The sequence below is a fragment of the Streptococcus tangpeifui genome (assembly GCF_044503215.1).
In the GTDB taxonomy this organism is placed as follows: Bacteria; Bacillota; Bacilli; order Lactobacillales; family Streptococcaceae; genus Streptococcus; species Streptococcus tangpeifui.
Window position 1 is genome coordinate 961,103 of sequence record NZ_CP172427.1, and the last position, 19,180, is coordinate 980,282.

A 19,180-nucleotide genomic window follows, 5' to 3' on the forward strand; every position below is an offset into this window, starting at 1 on the left:
GAAAGTATCTGAGAGACTAATATTTAAGGGAAAGCTCAAGTTGCTGCCAAGCGATTCAGGATAAGCTTAAACCCATCATACCTTTCACCAATGCTATCTTGCTTAAATTTATAAGGTCTTATAAGCATTAACTATTTTACAGGCTTAGGCAATAGTGGTAAGCTGACTGTAAATTAGAGGAGGTAATTTTATGGCTCGAAAAGTTGGAATTATTGGAATGGGAAATGTTGGCAGTACACTGGCTGGTAACTTGGTCCGTTCAGGTCTTGCCGATGAGCTGGTGCTTCTTGATAAGCGAGAAGACAAATTATTTGCTGATCAATTAGATCTCGAGGATAGTTTGGCAACGAGTCCTCATTATGTCAAGATTGCCGCCAATGATGATAGCCTTTTAGATGATGTCGATGTCTTGGTGGTCGCTGTCGGTGATATCAAGGCCTATTTTGGTGACAATCCCGATCGTTGGGTCGAGCTCACTATTAATATTGCCAATGCTAAAGAAATTGCTGCGCGTTTGAAAAGAACGCATTTCTCTGGTTTAATTATTGTGATTTCTAATCCTTGTGATGCCATTACCACGGTCTTGCAGCGAGAGTTGGACTATCCTAAGGACAGAATTATGGGGACTGGTACCCTGCTGGATAGCAGCCGGCTTAAAAATCAATTGTCCAAGGCAACAGGACTGGCACCTCAGTCGATCCAAGGCTATGTTCTGGGTGAACATGGAGATAGTCAGTTTACGGCTTGGTCAACGGTCAATCTGGACCAGCTGGGTTCAGTTGAACAGGAACATATTGAAGCGGCTGTACGTCGAGGTGGTCAGCAAGTTTTTAACGGTAAACGCTATACCAATTTTGCTATTGCCAGCTCCACCCACCTGCTTTTAGAAGCTATTCTGACCGATAGTCATCAAATTTTGCCGGTCTCCAATTATGATAGAGACAATGCTATCTATCTTAGCTATCCAGCTATCATCGGCCGTCAGGGAGTGCTGGAGCGCGTACCTTTAGCTCTAAGTGAAGAGGAAAAACAAAAACTTCAGAGTTCGGCTAAGGCTATTAAAGGAAAAGCCTTCAACTAAATTTATAGATAAGATAGACAACCAAAAAGTCCGGCCCCACCAAAGGGCTGGACTTTCTAATATTATTATGTTTACCAAGCAATAGTATTGAGCAAATCATCGGCAGTAGTACTTGGCAGAATTCTTACCCGATTGAGGGCGTAGAGGCCATCATCTGCACTGGCCAGACCTTCATTAGTTGTCACGGCCATCTTGTAGCCGGCCTGCTCAGCCAGTGATTTGGTACTGTCATTGAAGCGGCCGGAAGGATAGGCAAGGGCTAGGGTATCTTGTTTGAGTAAACTGTCTAACCAAGATTTCGATTCTCCCAGCTCGGTGTTTTGACTATCATTGGATTGAGTTGATAAATCTGGGTGGTTGACAGTGTGACTTTGGAAGGACATACCATCCTTAGCCATCTCTTTAATCTGATCACTTGACAAGAATCCTTCCTTATCAACATAACTGGTGATAATATTATTGGTGCCGACTGCGCCATATTTTTTCATAATAGCGGCTGCATTGACAAAATCGGCATCACCATCATCAAAGGTCAACCAGACAATTTTTTTATTTCCATCAGGGAGAACATTTTCTGATAAGACCTTGTAGGCTTCCTCAGGTGTCAGGAAGTAGTAGTTCTGGTCTTTGAGAGCCTTAATGTGATTTTCAAAGGTATCAGGACTGACAATCAGATTGGCGCTGCCTTCCTCTGACGGATCCATAACATGGATAGCATGGTACATAAGAATGGGTACCTTAACTGTTTCATCTTGCTTTTCCCAGTTGACTTTCTTGCTGCTACTGGATTTAGTGTTTATACTTTGCTTTGTCTTCTTAACTGTTTGACTGGTTTTTTCTGCTCTTAATAATTGGCTGGGCTTGAAACTGTGGTTCTTAAACATAAAAGCTAAGGCCCCAATGACAAATACTAAACCAATGATGGCCAGTAGATTGCGAATAGTGTGGTTGGGCTGTGTGGGCTTTTGATTCCTAGCAGTCATAAAGTCTAATTCCTCTTATAAAGTCTCTGATGTTGGTCGATGCGATCTAGGATAAAACTATGGGTATCATAGCCGTCAAAGTCGGCATTACCTTGATCATCCAGCTGGGCTTCTTCAAAGAAGATTTTTTCATAGTCAGCGACTGACAGCGTTTGCCGCTGCTCCAGCTGAGCCTGACGGTTCTTTTCTAACCTGTTTTCAAAACCAGCAACTAACTGACCGCTGAAAATTTCTGATACCGCCCCAGAGCCGTAACTAAAGAAACCGATCTTATCGCCAGCCTTCAAGGTTTTAGCGTTTTCCAATAAAGACAAAAAACTCAGGTAAAGCGAACCCGTGTAAATATTTCCGATTTGGCGGCTATAATGAATAGAAGCCTCAAAGTTTTGCTGAATTTGTTCCCTCTTTGCATCTGGCAGCGACTTATCCAATAATTTATTAAGTCCTTTGCTGGCCAGTTTAGGATAAGGAATATGGAAGCAAAAGGCAGCGAAGTCTTTTAGATTCGTGTCATAGCGTTGTTGATATTCAGCCCATGTTGTTTTTAAACAGTCTAGGTATTGTTTGGTTGAAAACATCCCTTGAACAAAGGGAGTATTTGAGTAGTTAGGACGCCAGAAGTCCATGACATCACGGGTCTGGGCCACATTATCATCGTTGAGAGCCAAAATCCGAGGCTGACTGGTTACGAGCATAGCCACAGCTCCAGCTCCTTGAGTCGGTTCGCCAGAAGTTCTGAGACCGTATTTGGCGATATCACTGGCGATGACCAGAACCTTGGAGTGAGGTTTGGCGGCGACATGGAGCTTAGCGTAGTTTAAGGCTGCTGTCGCACTGTAGCAGGCCTCTTTCATTTCCAGACTGCGGGCAAAGGGTTGGATACCTAGCAAACCGTGAATAAAAACAGCCGCTGCCTTACTTTGGTCAATACTAGATTCCGTTGCGACGATGACCATATCAATAGTGACTTTATCTTCCTTGGTGAGGATTTGATCAGCAGCAGCAGCCCCCAGCGTCACGATATCTTCAGTGATTGGGGCGATACTGAGACTGTCTAACATCAATCCGACTGAGTATTTATTGGGATCAGTGTCACGGGCCGCAGCTAAATCTGCCATCTTCAACTGGTATTTAGCTGTAGCAAAACCAATCTTATCAATTCCAATAGACATAAGATACCTTCTGTTAAGTGATTTATATAGTTCCATTGTAACATAAATGTCATGAAAGCCCTGCTAAAAAAACTGAAATCAACTCCAAAGGCTGTTGAATCAGTCCTACGGCTGACTTCATAAAACCATCAAGATGGTGGACAGCAGCGACTTTTAGTCGATTTTTCAAACGTCTTGAGAGCAGCGGAAAGTCCTCTTCACTTTTTTGCCAAGGGCTGGCATTAGCATTTTCCAAAAAAATTAGCTAGAATAAGAGGCAATAAGATTTACCAAGAGAGGTACTTTCATGACTAAAGCAGATGCTATTTTTAAGGCTAATATCAAGAAAATTATGGACGAAGGGGTCTGGTCTGAACAGGCTCGGCCTAAATATAAGAATGGCCAAACAGCCAACTCAAAATATATCACAGGTTCCTTTGCTGAGTACAATCTGGCCAAAGGAGAGTTTCCCCTTACGACTTTGCGGCCCATTCCTATTAAATCGGCTATCAAGGAAATTTTTTGGATTTATCAAGACCAGTCTAACGATTTAGGGCTTCTGAATGATAAGTACAAGGTTAAATACTGGAATGACTGGGAAGTCGGTAATACTGGGACTATTGGGCAGCGTTACGGTGCTGTTGTAAAAAAGCACGACATCATCAATAAAATTCTCAAGCAGCTAGAAGCCAATCCTTGGAATCGTCGCAATGTCATCTCTCTTTGGGATTATGAAGCGTTTGAGGAATCGGAAGGGCTGCTTCCTTGCGCCTTTCAGACTATGTTTGATGTTCGTCGGGTAGATGGGGATATCTATTTAGATGCCACCCTGACCCAGCGCTCCAATGATATGCTGGTGGCTCATCATATCAATGCCATGCAGTATGTGGCCTTGCAGATGATGATTGCTAAACACTTTGGCTGGAAGGTTGGTAAATTTTTCTATTTTGTCAATAATCTTCATATTTACGATAATCAGTTCGAACAGGCTCGGGAATTGCTGAAACGTCAGGCAACCGATTGTCAGCCTCACTTAGTGCTCAATGTTCCAGATGGGACGAATTTTTTCGACATCAAGCCAGAAGATTTCGAACTGCTGGATTATGAGTCTGTTAAACCCCAGCTTAAGTTTGACTTGGCGATTTGATCCGCCTTTATTACCGATTATTAAGAATGTGTTTGAATTTTTTCAAATGCATTTTTTCTTAATTTCTGATAGAATGAAATCAGTATGGACAACGTTAAAAAAGGGAAGAAAATCATTGCTATCTGGGCTCAGGACGAGTCTGGCCTCATCGGTAGCAAGCAAACCATGCCTTGGCACTTGCCGGCTGAATTGGCTCACTTTAAAAAGACGACTATGGGTCAAGCAGTTCTGATGGGAAGAAAAACTTTTGATGGTATGGGGCGTCGGGTTTTGCCAGGACGAGAAATTCTCATCTTGACTCGCGATAAGACTTATCAGGTTGATGGGGTTAAGACAGTCTCTAGTCCGGAAGAAGTCTTAACATGGTTCAGTCAGCAGGATAAGGATCTCTATATTGCAGGAGGCTCTGGTGTTTATACCGCATTCAGGGATTATTATGATGGCTTGGTGAAGACAACCATCCATGCCTGCTTTGAAGGAGATACCTACTTCCCAGAGATTCCCTTAGAGGATTATCAGCTGGTTGAGCAGGAGGATTTCTCCAAGGACCAGAAGAATCCCTATAACTTTACTATTTCAAAACTTAACAAGATAAGATAAGGAAGACTTTCATGCAAAGAAGTATTTTTGGGGTGTTTACGGCACTATTAGCCATTATCTGTGTGCTCTGTGCTCTCCCCGCCTTTCGTAAGAATCGTTATGGCCTCGGGACTCTCTTTCTCCTCAATGCTTTAACCAACCTTATTAATACCATTCATGCCTTCTATGGCACACTTTTTTAAGAATAGGACGATTGTAAACGACTATGACAGATAATACCAATAATGATGTAATGGTCTATTGCTCATTTTGTGGCAAGAACCAAACCGAAGTCAGAAAGATTATTGCCGGAAACGGGGTTTTCATTTGTAATGAATGTGTGGCTCTCTCCCAAGAAATTATCAACGAAGAGTTAGCTGAAGAAGTTTTGGCTGATTTGACAGAAGTGCCCAAACCCAAAGAGCTCCTGCAGATTTTAGATGACTATGTCATCGGACAAGATCGGGCTAAACGGGCCTTAGCCGTTGCGGTTTATAATCACTACAAACGGATTAGCTTCGTCGAAAGTTCTCAAGATGAGGATGTCGATTTGCAAAAATCCAATATTCTCATGATTGGTCCGACAGGTTCGGGTAAAACTTTTTTGGCTCAAACGTTGGCCAAAAGTCTCAATGTGCCTTTTGCTATTGCAGATGCAACGGCTTTAACCGAGGCTGGTTATGTCGGAGAAGACGTGGAAAATATCCTGCTAAAACTAATTCAGGCAGCCGACTTCAATATCGAGCGGGCTGAGCGAGGGATTATCTATGTCGATGAAATCGACAAGATCGCCAAGAAGGGCGAAAATGTCTCTATTACTCGGGATGTTTCTGGTGAAGGAGTTCAGCAGGCTCTCCTGAAAATTGTTGAAGGAACCGTCGCCAGTGTTCCTCCTCAAGGCGGCCGCAAGCACCCTAATCAAGAGATGATTCAGATTGATACCAAGAATATTCTTTTTATTGTTGGCGGGGCCTTCGACGGGATTGAAGATATTGTCAAACAACGCTTAGGTGAGAAGGTCATCGGTTTTGGCCAAAACAACAAGTCATTGGATGATGATGCTTCTTATATGCAGCAAATTATCTCAGAAGATATTCAAAAATTTGGCTTGATTCCTGAATTTATCGGTCGTTTGCCTGTCTTGGCTGCCCTTGAGCAGTTGACGGTTGACGATTTGGTACGGATTCTGACTGAACCTAAGAACGCCCTAGTCAAACAGTACAAGACCCTCCTTTCCTACGATGGGGTTGATTTAGAATTTGACCAAGAAGCTCTTGAAGCAATCGCTCAAAAAGCTATCGAACGCAAGACTGGTGCCCGCGGTTTGCGGTCGATTATCGAAGAAACCATGATGGATATTATGTTTGAAGTGCCAAGTCAAGAAGAAGTGACTAGTGTGCGTGTGACCAAGGCTGCGGTCGAAGGGACAGACAAACCCATCTTGAAAACAGCGTAGAGGTTAATGATGGCAGAAGAAGTTTTGAATACCCATAATGCCTCAATTCTCCTGAGTGCTGCAAACAAATCCCATTACCCACAAGACGACTTACCGGAGGTAGCTTTGGCAGGTCGTTCTAATGTGGGCAAGTCTAGTTTTATCAATACTTTGCTGGATCGTAAAAAGTTGGCTCGGACCTCTAGTAAGCCTGGCAAGACCCAACTGCTTAATTTTTATAATATTGATGATAAACTGCGCTTTGTCGATGTGCCTGGTTATGGCTATGCTAAGGTTTCCAAGACCGAGCGGGCTAAATGGGGGAAGATGATTGAGGAGTACCTCGTCACCCGCGATAACCTGCGGGTTGTGGTTAGTTTGGTGGATCTGCGTCATGAACCGACAGCTGACGATGTGCAGATGTATGAGTTCCTTAAGTACTACGAAATTCCTGTGATTATTGTAGCAACCAAGGCTGACAAGGTGCCACGCGGCAAGTGGAATAAGCAGGAAGCTTTGATTAAGAAGAAACTCAACTTTGATAGCCAAGACAGTTTTATCGTTTTTTCATCAGAAACTAAGGACGGCTATAATCAAGCTTGGGATACGATTCTAGAAAATCTATAAATCAGGTTTTAAAGGGCTGACCGCTAAGGTTGGCTTTTTGTTTATGATTTCCAGCCAGTTTTTCTCAGAGAGAAAAACAAGAAAACCACTAGCTAAGCTGGTGGCTGATAAGGCTTCTAGCTTCCACTTATTTCTGTTTTTCTTTTATGAGCGTAAATATATTTATGTAAAATAAAAACTAGAAACTCACTGGCCCAATCAAAACTGCCCAATTAATTTTTTATATGACTTCATAGGAAATAACTATGTCCTAAGAGCTGCTGATTCGTGTTATCATAGATAGTAATTTGTTACTTGGAGGTAGTATGGACAATCATAATTTTGAAAACCAAGGAAAATTTCAGCGTAAGATGACCAGTCGCCATCTCTTTATGCTCTCCCTAGGTGGGGTTATTGGGACTGGGTTGTTCTTGAGTTCAGGCTATACCATTGCCCAAGCAGGGCCACTGGGCGCTGTGCTGTCTTATTTAGTAGGGGCGGTAGTGGTCTATCTGGTCATGCTCTCCTTAGGGGAGCTGGCAGTAGCTATGCCGGTGACAGGCTCTTTTCACACTTATGCTACTAAATTTATTAGTCCGGGGACTGGTTTTACCGTAGCCTGGCTCTATTGGATTTGTTGGACGGTGGCCTTAGGGACAGAGTTCCTCGCAGCTGGTATGCTGGTCGAACGCTGGATTTCCATACCAGCTTGGATATCGGCGGCTTTCTTTGCCTTAGTTGTTTTTGCTATCAATGCTCTTTCAGTGCGATCCTTTGCTGAGACAGAATCATTCTTTTCTAGTATTAAAGTACTAGCTATTGTCGTTTTTATTGCGCTAGGCTTGGGAGCCATGCTGGGCTTGGTTTCTTTCAATGGGCACCATCATCCTGTTCTCTTTGAGAATCTAACGGCTCAAGGTGCCTTTCCAAAAGGTTTTATTGCAGTGATTTCTGTCATGCTCAATGTCAACTATGCCTTTTCAGGAACTGAGCTGATCGGGATTGCAGCGGGGGAAACGGACAATCCAAAGGAGGCTGTACCAAAGGCTATCAAGACGACTATCGGCCGTTTGGTTATCTTTTTTGTCCTGACTATTCTAGTTTTAGCTTCCCTTTTGCCTATGAAGGAAGCGGGTGTAACAGATGCACCGTTTGTGCTGGTCTTTGACAAGATGGGTATTCCTTATGCTGGTGATATTATGAATTTCGTCATCCTGACGGCTATTCTGTCGGCTGGGAATTCCGGTCTCTATGCTTCCAGCCGGATGCTCTGGTCACTGGCTAACGAAGGCATGTTGGATAAGCGGGTCGTCAAAATCAATAAACACGGTGTTCCTATGCGGGCGATGTTACTGTCTATGCTGGGGGCTGGTTTGTCGCTCTTTGCTAGTTTCTATGCAGCCTCAACGGTCTATCTGGCTTTGGTCTCTATTGCCGGTTTTGCCGTGGTTGCAGTCTGGTTATCCATTCCGGTTTCTCAGATAAATTTCCGCAAGGTTTGGCTCAAAGATCACAGCGACAGTGATCTGGACTATAAAACGCCTTTTAATCCTATTTTGCCTTATATCACTATTATTCTTTTAGGCCTATCTATCATCGGCATTGCTTGGGATAAGGAGCAGCGGGCTGGGCTATATTTCGGCCTTCCTTTTGTTGCTTTCTGTTACCTTTATCATTATTGGCGTTATAAAAAGTTTTGATAACAGTTCGAATCATTGTTTTGAGGAGGAAAATTCATGGGAAGATTTAAGGATTTATTGACCAGTCAAGACAACCTGATTTTGCATGGGGCTTTGGGAACAGAGTTGGAGTACCGTGGTTATGATGTCTCTGGTAAACTCTGGTCAGCCAAGTACCTTTTGGAAGATCCACAGGCTATTCAAGATATTCACGAAACTTATTTGCGGGCAGGCAGTGACATTGTCACTACGGCCTCCTATCAAGCAACCTTACCGGGACTTGAAGAATATGGCTTGTCTGAAGAGGAAGCTAAGGCGGTTATCGCTTCAACAGTCAGTATTGCCAAGGCTGCCCGAGATCAAGTCTGGTCTGAACTGGCAGAAGAAGAACAGGCTAAGCGTCCCTATCCTTTAATCTCTGGAGATATCGGTCCTTATGCTGCTTATTTGGCTGATGGTTCAGAGTATACCGGTGCCTATGGCTCTGTCACCAAGAAAGAACTGATGGACTTTCATCGCCCTCGGATAGCTATTTTGCAGGATCAGGGAGTGGACTTGCTGGCTTTAGAAACGATACCTAATCTTCTAGAAGTTCAGGCTCTGGTCGACTTGTTGGCTAGCGAATTTCCGGGCATGGAAGCTTATATGAGCTTTACTTCTCAAGACGGTTTGTCTATTTCAGATGGAACACCTATTGCAGAAGTAGCTCCTCTAGTTGATGACAGTCGGCAGATTTTAGCACTTGGTCTCAATTGCAGTTCTCCCAGTGTTTACCCAAGTTTTTTGCAGGGACTGAGAAACTATAGCCAGAAACCTTTGGTAACCTATCCTAACTCTGGTGAGGTCTACGATGGCGCTAGTCAGACTTGGACCAAGGATCCAGACCATTCACACACCCTCTTGGAAAATACGTTGGAATGGCAGAAGCTGGGAGCCAAAGTGGTCGGTGGCTGCTGCCGGACCAGACCGAGCGATATTCAAATCCTATCCAGTCGCTTAAGATAGGCTGTTGGCTGTTAAGTCTATTTACATCCTAGTATCTTATCTCCTTACTATTAGGGGGGGGCGGACAGACATGAGGGCTGTGCTCTCACCTGTGAAGATGATGTATAAAAGTCCGACAACAAGATTAAAAAACGAACAAAGTCAGATTTCCAATGATGAGAATTCTAATTTTGTTCGTTTTTTGTATCAAGCAGCAATGAAACTCTTCTTATCTCAGCCTCACTGCTTCATTTTATAAAATGCTATCAGTCTTTTCAAAAGCTACCAAGGAAAGTCCCATTATCCCAGCCATTAGCGCTAAAATCCAGAGCAGAGCCTCCCAAGATCCAAAAAGTTCTTGACTATATCCCAGGAGGAATGGACCGATGGCTGCTAAAAGGTAGCCGCCTGTTTGCACCATACCTGATAAGCGTGCGGTGTTTTGAGCTGTGGTCGTTTTAAGATTGAAACTAACGAGCATATAGGGAAATAAAGCCGCGACGGATAATCCTAGGCTGACATGCCCAAGAGCCCAAAAGAAATAGGTTTTTGGAGCAGAAAGGAGAATAGCAATCCCAAGAAAGGTCAAACCGGCAAATCCTAACATGGTCCAAGTGCGCTGCTGCCTCTTTTGACTTGTAACCAGATTTGGGATTGTCAAAGACATAGGCAGACTAACCAGATTGTAGAGCCCTAGGAGCGATCCAGCCTGACTGGCTGAGAAACCAGCGGCCTGAGACAAGGTAGGAAGCCAGGTCATCTCGGTATAAAAAAGCAGCGATTGCAAGCCACCAAAAATCAAAAGGGCTAAGGCATATTTATTTGTCCAGAGATTTTGCTGGGAAGGCTCTGCTGTCTTAGTCTCCATTTGGACTTGAGCATTTTTGCTGACATTAGGCAGCCATAGGATAAAGGCCAATAAAACGATAGCAGATAGGCAAAGAATAAAGCCGCGCCAACGGATGATGTGAGTGATAGGAGAAGCCAATGAGGTAAAAATTGTAGATGATAAGCCCATAACGCTGGTGTAAAGAGTCGTATAAATCCCAACCTTATGCGGGAAATAGCGAGCCACGATACTAGGCAAAAGGACATTGACACAGGCAATAGTGGCCCCGACGACCACTGTTCCTAGGTAGAGAGTCGGTAGAGCAATAATCCGTAGGGCAGAGCCTATCGCCATAAGAAACAAGATGACTGCCATCAAACGCTCTAGGCCAAAGCGCTGGGCCAGCTTAGGGGCCAAGGATGAAAAGAAGGCAAACATCAACAGCGGTATGGAGGTTAAAGCTCCCAAAGAGCTAACAGGGACCTCCAAACTCTTAGCGATATTAGATAATATAGTTGGGATAGTGGTAAATGGTGAGCGCATGACAATCCCCAGCATAACTAGACCAACGACTATCCAGATGCGTTTTTGTTTCATGATGAATACCTTTCGTAATAAATTTACTATCATCATATCAAATCTTATAGGAGTTTTCATCTCCTCACGCAAACTTCAACGTTAGTATGTTATAAAAGGTAAGCTACTCCATAACACATGCTATCTTGTATTTATACAGGTGAGTCGTCATAAAGAAAAGTGCCAGCTACTTAAAATAAAAGTCTTGACAGGAAGGGATTGGCATGTTAATATAGTTACGGTTTAAAAAACCGACCTAAGACAGCAGGGGAGTTCAACTCATAAACATCCTGCCGAGGCACAAAAACGTAAAATCTTGGCCAACTTGCTTGGCTAGTCTATAAACGTATTTGTACTTTCGTGTCTAGGTTTGGATGCGATTTTTTCGTTTCCAGACAAAATAAAAACGGAGGTAAAACTTAATGAGTGAAGCTGTTATTGCTAAAAAAGCTGAATTGGTTGATGCAGTTGCCGAAAAAATGAAAGCTGCTGCGTCTATCGTTGTCGTTGACTCACGCGGTCTGACAGTTGAGCAAGACACCAATCTTCGCCGTTCACTTCGTGAATCTGGTGTTGAATTTAAAGTCATTAAAAACTCAATCTTGACTCGTGCTGCTGAAAAAGCAGGTCTTGACGATATGAAAGACCTTTTTGTTGGACCATCTGCTGTAGCCTTCTCAAACGAAGACGTCGTAGCCCCAGCAAAAATCATCAACGATTTTGCTAAAGAAGCTGAAGCACTTGAAATTAAGGGTGGTGCCGTTGAGGGTGCTGTTTCTTCAGTCGAAGAAATCAAAGCTCTGGCTGCTCTGCCAAACCGCGAAGGTATGCTTTCTATGCTCCTTTCTGTGCTTCAAGCGCCTGTACGCAACGTTGCTTACGCTGTCAAGGCTGTTGCCGACAGCAAAGACGAAGTGGCATAAGTATCATCAGTCGCTTTTCAGACGCAGCTTAGTGCTGCAAACCATTAAACAATAAAATTTTTGGAGGAAATCACAATGGCATTGAACATTGAAAACATTATTGCTGAAATTAAAGAAGCGTCAATCCTTGAATTGAACGACCTTGTAAAAGCTATCGAAGAAGAATTTGGCGTAACTGCAGCTGCTCCTGTAGCTGCTGCTGGTGCTGCTGGCGGAGAAGAAGCTGCAGCTAAAGATTCATTCGATATCGAATTGACTGCTGGTGGCGACAAGAAAGTTGCTGTTATCAAAGTTGTTCGTGAAATCACAGGCGAAGGTCTTAAAGAAGCTAAAGGTCTTGTTGATAACGCACCATCTGTTCTTAAAGAAGGCGTTGCAGCAGCAGAAGCTGAAGAACTTAAGGCTAAACTTGAAGAAGCTGGAGCTACTGTTACTCTTAAATAATCATTTACTGATTGTTTAAAACAGAAAGCCGAGTTTTAAAGCCTTTTCGTGTTAGTGTTAAGGCAATGAAATACCGAAGTCTCCTCGTTATTTTACGGGGAGGCTTTTTGCTGTTTCTCGAGGTGAGTATACTGTACCTTGCTTATTTTCTGAATGCTTGTCCTCATATTTGCCATATAGATTGTTTATGGCTGACCATAAAAAATTTAGACTATGCAGAGTGCGCGGGAGATGGTATCCTATCAGCAATATAAAAAGAATCGAGGTTATTTTATGTCTAAATTTACTATACATACCATTGACACTGCACCTGAGGAAGTCAAAGAAACCCTGCGCGCGGTTGAAAAGGATAACGGCGGTTATATTCCTAATCTTATCGGGTTATTGGCTAATGCACCGACAGCACTGGAAACTTACCGCACCGTTGGAGCTATTAACCGCCGCAATTCTCTGACACCGACAGAGAGGGAGGTTGTTCAGATTACTGCGGCTGTAACTAATGGCTGTGCCTTTTGTGTCGCCGGTCACACGGCCTTTTCGATTAAGCAAATTCAAATGTCCCCTGATCTTTTGGAAGCTCTGCGCAACAGTACGCCTATCGACAGCGATCCCAAGCTGGATACGCTGGCTAAATTTACCATTGCTGTGATTAACACCAAGGGACGTGTCGGAGATGAAGCCTTTGCTGATTTTTTGGAGGCGGGTTATACTCGAGAAAATGCTCTTGATGTTGTCTTAGGGGTTAGCCTAGCATCGCTCTGCAATTATGCTAATAATATGGCGGATACACCGATTAATCCAGAATTGCAGCAATATGCAAAATAGTTCCGCATGAGGAAAAAAGGGGGGATGACGATGGCTTACTTTTCAGAAAAATTTATAACTTGGCTGGATGCCCATGCCGATCAGATTGACAAAGAGTCCGGTGAACTGGCTGATCAGCTCTTGGAGCGCATTGCAGCAGAAGGTGTTTTTGGTATTGCGGTGCCTGAAATCTATGGCGGTCAAGGCGGCAGCAAGACAGAAGTCGTCGAATTTTTGTCAGAGCTGGCTCAGCATTCACTGACGGCTTCCTTTATATCGTGGGGCCATCGGACCTTTATTGAAATGCTTCTTGCTAGTAGCAATGACCTTCTGAAAAAGTCTTGGCTGCCGGATTTATTGACAGGGAAGCTGGCCGCCGGAACAGCTCTGTCAAATGCTACTAAATTTCTATCAAAGATTGAAGAGCTCAATGTTACCTTGGTAGAACAAGATGGGAAATACTATCTGAGAGGAAGGCTTCCTTGGGTAACGAATCTGCGTTCAGATCGTTTTGCGGCTGTTTTTGCGGCTCAATTTGAAGACAGCAGCAAAGAACCTATCGTTTTGGTCATTCCTTCCGAAGCAGCTGGATTATCGCGGTCAACTGATTTAGAATTTGTAGCCCTGCAAGGTTCTAACACGGCAGCCTTAAGCTTTGATAATGTGCCTTTGGATGATAGTTGGATACTATCTGGTGATGCTAGAAGCTTTTTGGCTCAGACGCGTCCGGAATTTTTGGGCTATCAATTCGGTCTGGCCTTTGGCTTAATAGAGCGCTCATTGGATGAGGTAGCGCAAAGCCTAAGCAGCAATCGTTCAGTCCTTAAGCAGGAGTACGATGATACCAAGGACAAGCTAACAGCTCTTCGGCAGTGCCTGTTTACAGGTCTGGAATCAGAAAAGGACTTTATTGAAGATCCTCGTCAGCTCTTTCAGCTGCGTATTGATATTGTTGATATTGTCGCTGACAGCTTACTGTTAGAATTGCAGGCAAGCGGCGGCAGAGGTTATCTTAAAGGGTCTGCCTCTGGTTTTATCCGTCGCTGGAATGAAGGAGCTTTTTTGCCGATTGTTTCTCCAAGTGCTGTGCAGCTTCGGCATATTTTGACAAGGGCTTAATCAGACAAACGTGGTATGGCTGTATGCTCCCTTCACAGTGGCCGGCGACAAATAAAGGTTCATACCGACTGTAGTGTTAGTAGTCAACGAAAAGCTAATAGCTTTAAAATCAAGCGATAGGTCATTGCAAATTCAACACGCCTACGTTTCTGAGATAATAGATAAGATTTTCCCTGAGCCTTTCAGTTAATGGCCTTGCATCAAGCGCTATTTTTATACAGTTTTTTAAATGCTTCTTGTATTTTGATTTCAGCTTTTTGTACTGTCAAGAATGGAACAAAAGTCTGGCCTCCTATTTAACTTTATGATATAAGATAGAGCAGTTTGACGTAGTGGTTGGGCATAGGACTCGTTGTTCTGGCTGGCTTGATATGTTAATAGCAAGGTCGGTTTATGCTATCTAGAGTGCAGTTTAAAATAGTCATCTCTTTGAGAGGTTTGATAGTCAAGGTGGATTGAGTGGTATTGATGCTCAGTCCGCTTTTTGAGTGCGCTCTTAAAGAAAAGTTAAGAAGCTTTACAAGGGCTGACATTTTAAGTTAACACCATTGAAATAGAAGTCTAAAAATGATAAAATTAAGCTACTTTATCGTGTGTTTTAAGCTATTTGGGAGAGCGATTGAAGATACAGCCGTGTCTTTAAACGGAAGAGTAGGATTTAGATGGAGAGATGTTCCTGTGTTCAATGGTAGAACCTATAAACACAAAGTTCAAACAAGTATTTACAGTCGATTTATCAAGCGTTTATTGGATATTTTAGTCGGCCTAGTTGGGACGGTTGTTTTTTTCGTGCCCTTGGCTTTGATTATTGCTGTCTTTTACCTTTTTGGAAAAGATAGGGGCCCTATCATTTTCAGACAGGAGCGGATGGGCTTACATGGCAAAAGCTTTAAGATTATGAAGTTTCGATCCATGGTGGTTAATGCTGAGGAGCTCTTGGAGAGGGACGAAAAACTTTATCAAACCTACGTTGCTCACGGATACAAGTTTCCGGAAGGCCAAGATCCTCGCCTGACTAAGATTGGCGCCTTCATTCGTAAAACGAGCTTGGATGAATTTCCCCAGTTTATCAATATTCTCAAAGGGGATATGAGTCTGATTGGACCGCGGCCGATTTTGGCAGCGGAATTAGAAGAATATACTGAGCGGGAGCAAAAAAAGCTCTTGTCTGTTAAGCCCGGAGCGACTGGTTGGTGGCAAGTTTCTGGGCGCAGTGATGTCCATTATCCAGAGCGTTGTGAATTGGAGCTCTATTATCCGCGAAATTTTTCCTTTGGCTTAGATGTTAAAATTTTCTTTTTAACGATCAAGCAGGTGCTTCGGGGAGAAGGAGCTCATTGATGTGTAGACTTTTTGTTGTGAAGGGATTGGGGAATTGCTGATGGTTCAGAAAAAAGTTTCTGTTCAGATGAACATCATCATGAACTTCCTGCTGACGATTTCTAATATTATTTTTCCTCTGATAACGTTTCCTTATGTCTCTCGGGTCTTGATGCCTGTCGGGACTGGTAAGGTAGCCTTTGCCACCTCTATCGTGTCTTATTTTGCTATGGTAGGGATGCTGGGTATTCCAACCTATGGGATTCGGGCTTGTGCCAAGGTGCGCGATGATAAGGATAAACTGTCTAAGACGGTTCAGGAAATTATGGTCATCAACACTGTGGCTATGACCTTATCCTTGGTGACTTATATCATGGCCATTATGGCTGTTCCGAGGATGGCTCAGGATCGCACCCTCTTTATGATTAATATTGCTACGCTGGTATTCAATCTGATTGGCTGTGAGTGGCTCTACAAGGCCTTAGAGCAGTATACCTACATCACTGTTCGTTCTGTCGCTTTGAAATTTGTCTCGCTGGTTCTTATGTTTCTGGTGGTACGTCAAAAGGGAGACTATGTCCTCTACGGTGCTATTACCATTTTGGCTAGTGTTGGGTCTAATTTCTTTAACTTTATCAATTTGCGCAAGTACCTCAATCTCAAGTGGTACAGTGGCATGGATCTCAAGCAGCATATTCAGCCGATTTTCAGTTTCTTTATGATGACAGTAGCGACTACCATCTATACCAATTTGGATTCGGTCATGCTGGGCTTTATGAAGAATGATACAGCCGTCGGTTATTACAATGCTTCGGTCAAGATTAAGACGATTTTGGTCAGCTTAGTGACGTCTATGGGAAGTGTCCTCCTGCCTCGTCTCTCTTACTATGTCAAGCATGGTAAGAAGGAGGAGTTCAGAGTTTTGACCGTGCGCTCCCTGCAGTTTATTGGGTTTATTGCCATTCCCCTCTGGGCCTACTTTACTCTCTTTGCTAAACAAGGCATTGATTTCTTATCTGGACCGGATTATGCCGGCTCTGTTCTGCCTATGCAGCTCATTATGCCGACCCTCTTTTTCATCGGTCTATCTAATCTTTTAGGCATCCAAATTCTGGTTCCTATGGAGCGGGAAAATCAGGTGCTGAAATCGGTTATCCTCGGAGCTTTTGTTGATTTGATCATCAATGTTATGGCTATTCCGAGATTCGGGGCAGCAGGGGCTGCATTTGGCACGCTGGTAGCTGAATTTTTTGTTGTTGCCTATCAGATTTTTGTCCTAAGAGATTTCTTGAAAGAGGTATTGCCTCAGGTTCGGATCTATAAAAATATCTTGGCTACTGTTTTAGCGAGTTTAGCTGCCTGTATGCTCTACGCTAGCTGCTTAACCAGTTTGTCCAGCTTTCTGGTGTTAGTGGCATCAGCAGCGGTTTTTGGCTTGGTTTATCTGCTCGTCAGCTTCCTGCTCAAGGATGCCTTCTTGCTGTATTTCGTTAGTTATTATAAAAAATAAGAACAAGGAGACAAGGTGAAGAACATTCAACTTATCGTAGCGACCCACAAGTCCTTCGTCATGCCCGACGATAGCCGGCTCTACCTGCCTGTGCATGTGGGTGCTCAAGGAAAGGCGCCTATCGGCTATACTCCGGATAATACCGGCGATAATATCTCTGAGCTCAATCCTTATTTCTGTGAATTGACGGGCCTTTACTGGGCTTGGAAGAATCTTGATTGTGATTATCTGGGGCTGGTACACTATCGGCGGTATTTTGCTAAAGATGGGGTGCGTTATAAGGAAGGTCTGAATATCAATCAGGCCATTCTCACGCAGGCTGACTGCGAGAAGCTCTTGGAGCAGGCTGATGTCATTGTTCCCAAGCGCCGTAAATACTATATCGAAACCCTTTATTCCCACTATGACCACACCTTTGACGGGGGGCATTTGGATGCGGCAAGGGCCATTATCGAGCAAATTCAGCCAGACTATCTGGCGGCCTTTGACCGCGTCATGCAGCAGCGCTCAGGCTATATGTTTAATATGTATCTCATGTCTAAGGCAAATTCGGATGCCTACTGTGCTTGGCTTTTTCCGATCTTGCAAGAGCTCTACCAAAGGATCGATACCACGGTTCTAACAGCCTTTGAAGCCCGTCTCTTTGGCCGAGTCAGTGAAATCCTCTTCAATGTCTGGTTGGATAAGCAGGATCTCACCGTTAAAGAAGTGCCCTTTATCTACATGGAAAAGGTCAACCTGTGGAAGAAGGGGCTGTTCTTCTTGCAAGCCAAGTTCTTTGGTAAGAAATACGGAGCCAGCTTTTAAAAAGCAATCACTTTTAGGAGCTTGCTTCCTTTTGTCAAGAGATTATCATAGTAGATGAAATGATTTTTAAGTAAGAGAGAGAATACGATGTCACAATATGATTATTTAGTTGTTGGTGCGGGTTTGTTTGGGGCTGTCTTTGCCCACGAAGCGGCCCTCAAGGGTAAGAGGGTCAAGGTGATTGAAAAGCGTGACCATATCGCTGGCAATATCTATACCAAGGAAGTGGAAGGGATCCAAGTACATGAGTACGGGGCTCATATCTTCCATACGTCTGACAAGGAAATTTGGGATTATGTCAACCAGTTTGCAGAGTTTAACCGCTACACCAACAGTCCCATTGCTAATTATAAGGGGGAAATCTACAATCTGCCCTTCAATATGAATACCTTCAACAAGCTCTGGGGTGTGGTGACACCGCAGGAGGCTCAGGCTAAGATTGATGAGCAGCGGGCTGTCTTAGGTGGTAAGAAACCTGAGAATCTCGAGGAACAGGCTATTTCGCTGGTCGGAACCGATATCTATGAAAAGCTGATTAAGGACTATACACAGAAGCAGTGGGGCAAGCCAACGACGGAACTTCCTGCCTTTATCATCCGTCGTCTGCCGGTGCGCCTGACCTATGACAATAACTACTTCAATGATACCTATCAGGGGATCCCAATCGGGGGCTACACCCAGATTGTTGAGAAGATGCTGGATCATGCTAATATTGATGTGGAGACAGGCGTTGACTTCTTCGCTAAAAAGGACCAATACTTGGCAAACTTCCCTAAGATTGTCTTTACTGGTATGATTGATCAGTTCTTTGATTACCAACTGGGTGAGCTGGAATACCGCAGCCTGCGCTTTGAGACAGAAACCCTCGATATGGAAAATTATCAGGGCAATGCGGTGGTCAACTATACGGATGCAGAGACACCGTACACACGGATCATTGAGCACAAGCATTTTGAATTTGGTACTCAGCCTAAAACCATCATCACCAAGGAACATTCTAAGACATGGAGCCGTGGAGATGAACCCTACTATCCCGTCAACAACGATCGCAACAACTACCTCTACAAGGAATACAAGAAATTAGCTGACCAAGAAGGTCAGGTTATCTTCGGCGGCCGTCTCGGACACTACCGTTATTATGACATGCATCAAGTCATCGCCGCCGCCCTGCAGTGCGTGAGAAGTGAAGTAGGAGAATAAGTC

Annotated in this window: 19 protein-coding genes and 1 other annotated feature; of the genes, 16 read left to right on the plus strand and 3 right to left on the minus strand. The window is 43.8% G+C overall.

Features of this window, described 5'->3' with window-relative positions; translation table 11 throughout:
• The first annotated feature begins 190 nt into the window (after nucleotides 1-190).
• Entirely contained in the window at nucleotides 191-1,081 is an 891-nt protein-coding gene (locus ACFSN5_RS04435; protein WP_165213008.1) for a lactate/malate family dehydrogenase, read from the plus strand.
• A 71-nt stretch (nucleotides 1,082-1,152) separates the two neighbouring features.
• Here the strand turns inward: ACFSN5_RS04435 and ACFSN5_RS04440 are convergent, their stop codons facing one another.
• Nucleotides 1,153-2,064 (minus strand): polysaccharide deacetylase family protein, encoded by a 912-nt coding sequence (locus ACFSN5_RS04440; protein ID WP_165329405.1) that lies wholly within the window; start codon nucleotides 2,062-2,064, stop codon nucleotides 1,153-1,155.
• Nucleotides 2,065-2,069: 5 nt separating this feature from the next.
• A complete protein-coding gene (locus tag ACFSN5_RS04445; RefSeq protein ID WP_165329404.1) occupies nucleotides 2,070-3,236 on the minus strand; it encodes a hydroxymethylglutaryl-CoA synthase in 1,167 nt (388 codons plus the stop codon).
• Between the two features lie 286 nt (nucleotides 3,237-3,522).
• Between ACFSN5_RS04445 and ACFSN5_RS04450 the strand changes: the two genes are divergently transcribed.
• From ACFSN5_RS04450 to mmuM, 7 genes are all read left to right on the plus strand, one after another.
• Nucleotides 3,523-4,362: a thymidylate synthase gene (locus ACFSN5_RS04450; RefSeq protein WP_165329403.1), complete on the plus strand. Its 840-nt coding sequence runs from the start codon at nucleotides 3,523-3,525 to the stop codon at nucleotides 4,360-4,362.
• 84 nt (nucleotides 4,363-4,446) lie between these two features.
• Complete coding sequence (locus ACFSN5_RS04455; RefSeq protein ID WP_004228382.1) at nucleotides 4,447-4,962, plus strand: dihydrofolate reductase; 516 nt, start codon at nucleotides 4,447-4,449, stop codon at nucleotides 4,960-4,962.
• 11 nt (nucleotides 4,963-4,973) lie between these two features.
• The gene (locus tag ACFSN5_RS04460) at nucleotides 4,974-5,144 is read left to right on the plus strand and encodes a hypothetical protein (RefSeq protein ID WP_004227880.1); all 171 of its coding nucleotides are present in this window, start codon (nucleotides 4,974-4,976) and stop codon (nucleotides 5,142-5,144) included.
• 23 nt (nucleotides 5,145-5,167) lie between these two features.
• Nucleotides 5,168-6,397 carry an ATP-dependent Clp protease ATP-binding subunit ClpX gene (clpX, locus tag ACFSN5_RS04465; protein ID WP_004226719.1) on the plus strand — a complete coding sequence of 410 codons (1,230 nt, stop codon included), beginning with the start codon at nucleotides 5,168-5,170 and terminating at the stop codon, nucleotides 6,395-6,397.
• Nucleotides 6,398-6,406: 9 nt separating this feature from the next.
• Complete coding sequence (gene yihA, locus ACFSN5_RS04470; RefSeq protein ID WP_206222666.1) at nucleotides 6,407-7,003, plus strand: ribosome biogenesis GTP-binding protein YihA/YsxC; 597 nt, start codon at nucleotides 6,407-6,409, stop codon at nucleotides 7,001-7,003.
• A 305-nt stretch (nucleotides 7,004-7,308) separates the two neighbouring features.
• Nucleotides 7,309-8,682, plus strand: a complete 1,374-nt coding sequence (locus ACFSN5_RS04475; RefSeq protein WP_004227644.1) for an amino acid permease — start codon at nucleotides 7,309-7,311, stop codon at nucleotides 8,680-8,682.
• Between the two features lie 36 nt (nucleotides 8,683-8,718).
• Nucleotides 8,719-9,666, plus strand: coding sequence for a homocysteine S-methyltransferase (gene mmuM, locus ACFSN5_RS04480; protein ID WP_165329401.1), 948 nt, complete (start codon nucleotides 8,719-8,721; stop codon nucleotides 9,664-9,666).
• 232 nt (nucleotides 9,667-9,898) lie between these two features.
• Here the strand turns inward: mmuM and ACFSN5_RS04485 are convergent, their stop codons facing one another.
• Nucleotides 9,899-11,071, minus strand: a complete 1,173-nt coding sequence (locus ACFSN5_RS04485; RefSeq protein WP_165329400.1) for an MFS transporter — start codon at nucleotides 11,069-11,071, stop codon at nucleotides 9,899-9,901.
• A 216-nt stretch (nucleotides 11,072-11,287) separates the two neighbouring features.
• Nucleotides 11,288-11,446: a sequence feature (ribosomal protein L10 leader region), on the plus strand.
• Between the two features lie 26 nt (nucleotides 11,447-11,472).
• Here ACFSN5_RS04485 and rplJ point away from each other — a divergent pair.
• The 8 genes from rplJ (at nucleotide 11,473) to glf (ending at nucleotide 19,177) form a co-directional block, all read left to right on the plus strand.
• The gene (gene rplJ, locus ACFSN5_RS04490; protein ID WP_004228562.1) at nucleotides 11,473-11,973 is read left to right on the plus strand and encodes a 50S ribosomal protein L10; all 501 of its coding nucleotides are present in this window, start codon (nucleotides 11,473-11,475) and stop codon (nucleotides 11,971-11,973) included.
• A gap of 75 nt (nucleotides 11,974-12,048) precedes the next feature.
• Nucleotides 12,049-12,417, plus strand: a complete 369-nt coding sequence (gene rplL, locus ACFSN5_RS04495; protein WP_002262825.1) for a 50S ribosomal protein L7/L12 — start codon at nucleotides 12,049-12,051, stop codon at nucleotides 12,415-12,417.
• A 273-nt stretch (nucleotides 12,418-12,690) separates the two neighbouring features.
• Nucleotides 12,691-13,242, plus strand: a complete 552-nt coding sequence (locus ACFSN5_RS04500) for a carboxymuconolactone decarboxylase family protein (protein ID WP_040804930.1) — start codon at nucleotides 12,691-12,693, stop codon at nucleotides 13,240-13,242.
• 30 nt (nucleotides 13,243-13,272) lie between these two features.
• Nucleotides 13,273-14,340 carry an acyl-CoA dehydrogenase family protein gene (locus tag ACFSN5_RS04505; protein ID WP_165329399.1) on the plus strand — a complete coding sequence of 356 codons (1,068 nt, stop codon included), beginning with the start codon at nucleotides 13,273-13,275 and terminating at the stop codon, nucleotides 14,338-14,340.
• A gap of 678 nt (nucleotides 14,341-15,018) precedes the next feature.
• Nucleotides 15,019-15,681, plus strand: coding sequence for a sugar transferase (locus tag ACFSN5_RS04510; RefSeq protein WP_165329398.1), 663 nt, complete (start codon nucleotides 15,019-15,021; stop codon nucleotides 15,679-15,681).
• A 40-nt stretch (nucleotides 15,682-15,721) separates the two neighbouring features.
• Entirely contained in the window at nucleotides 15,722-17,170 is a 1,449-nt protein-coding gene (locus tag ACFSN5_RS04515) for a flippase (RefSeq protein ID WP_165329397.1), read from the plus strand.
• 15 nt (nucleotides 17,171-17,185) lie between these two features.
• Nucleotides 17,186-17,977, plus strand: a complete 792-nt coding sequence (locus ACFSN5_RS04520) for a DUF4422 domain-containing protein (RefSeq protein ID WP_165329396.1) — start codon at nucleotides 17,186-17,188, stop codon at nucleotides 17,975-17,977.
• Between the two features lie 87 nt (nucleotides 17,978-18,064).
• A complete protein-coding gene (gene glf / locus ACFSN5_RS04525) occupies nucleotides 18,065-19,177 on the plus strand; it encodes a UDP-galactopyranose mutase (RefSeq protein ID WP_165329395.1) in 1,113 nt (370 codons plus the stop codon).
• The last annotated feature ends 3 nt before the right edge of the window (nucleotides 19,178-19,180 follow it).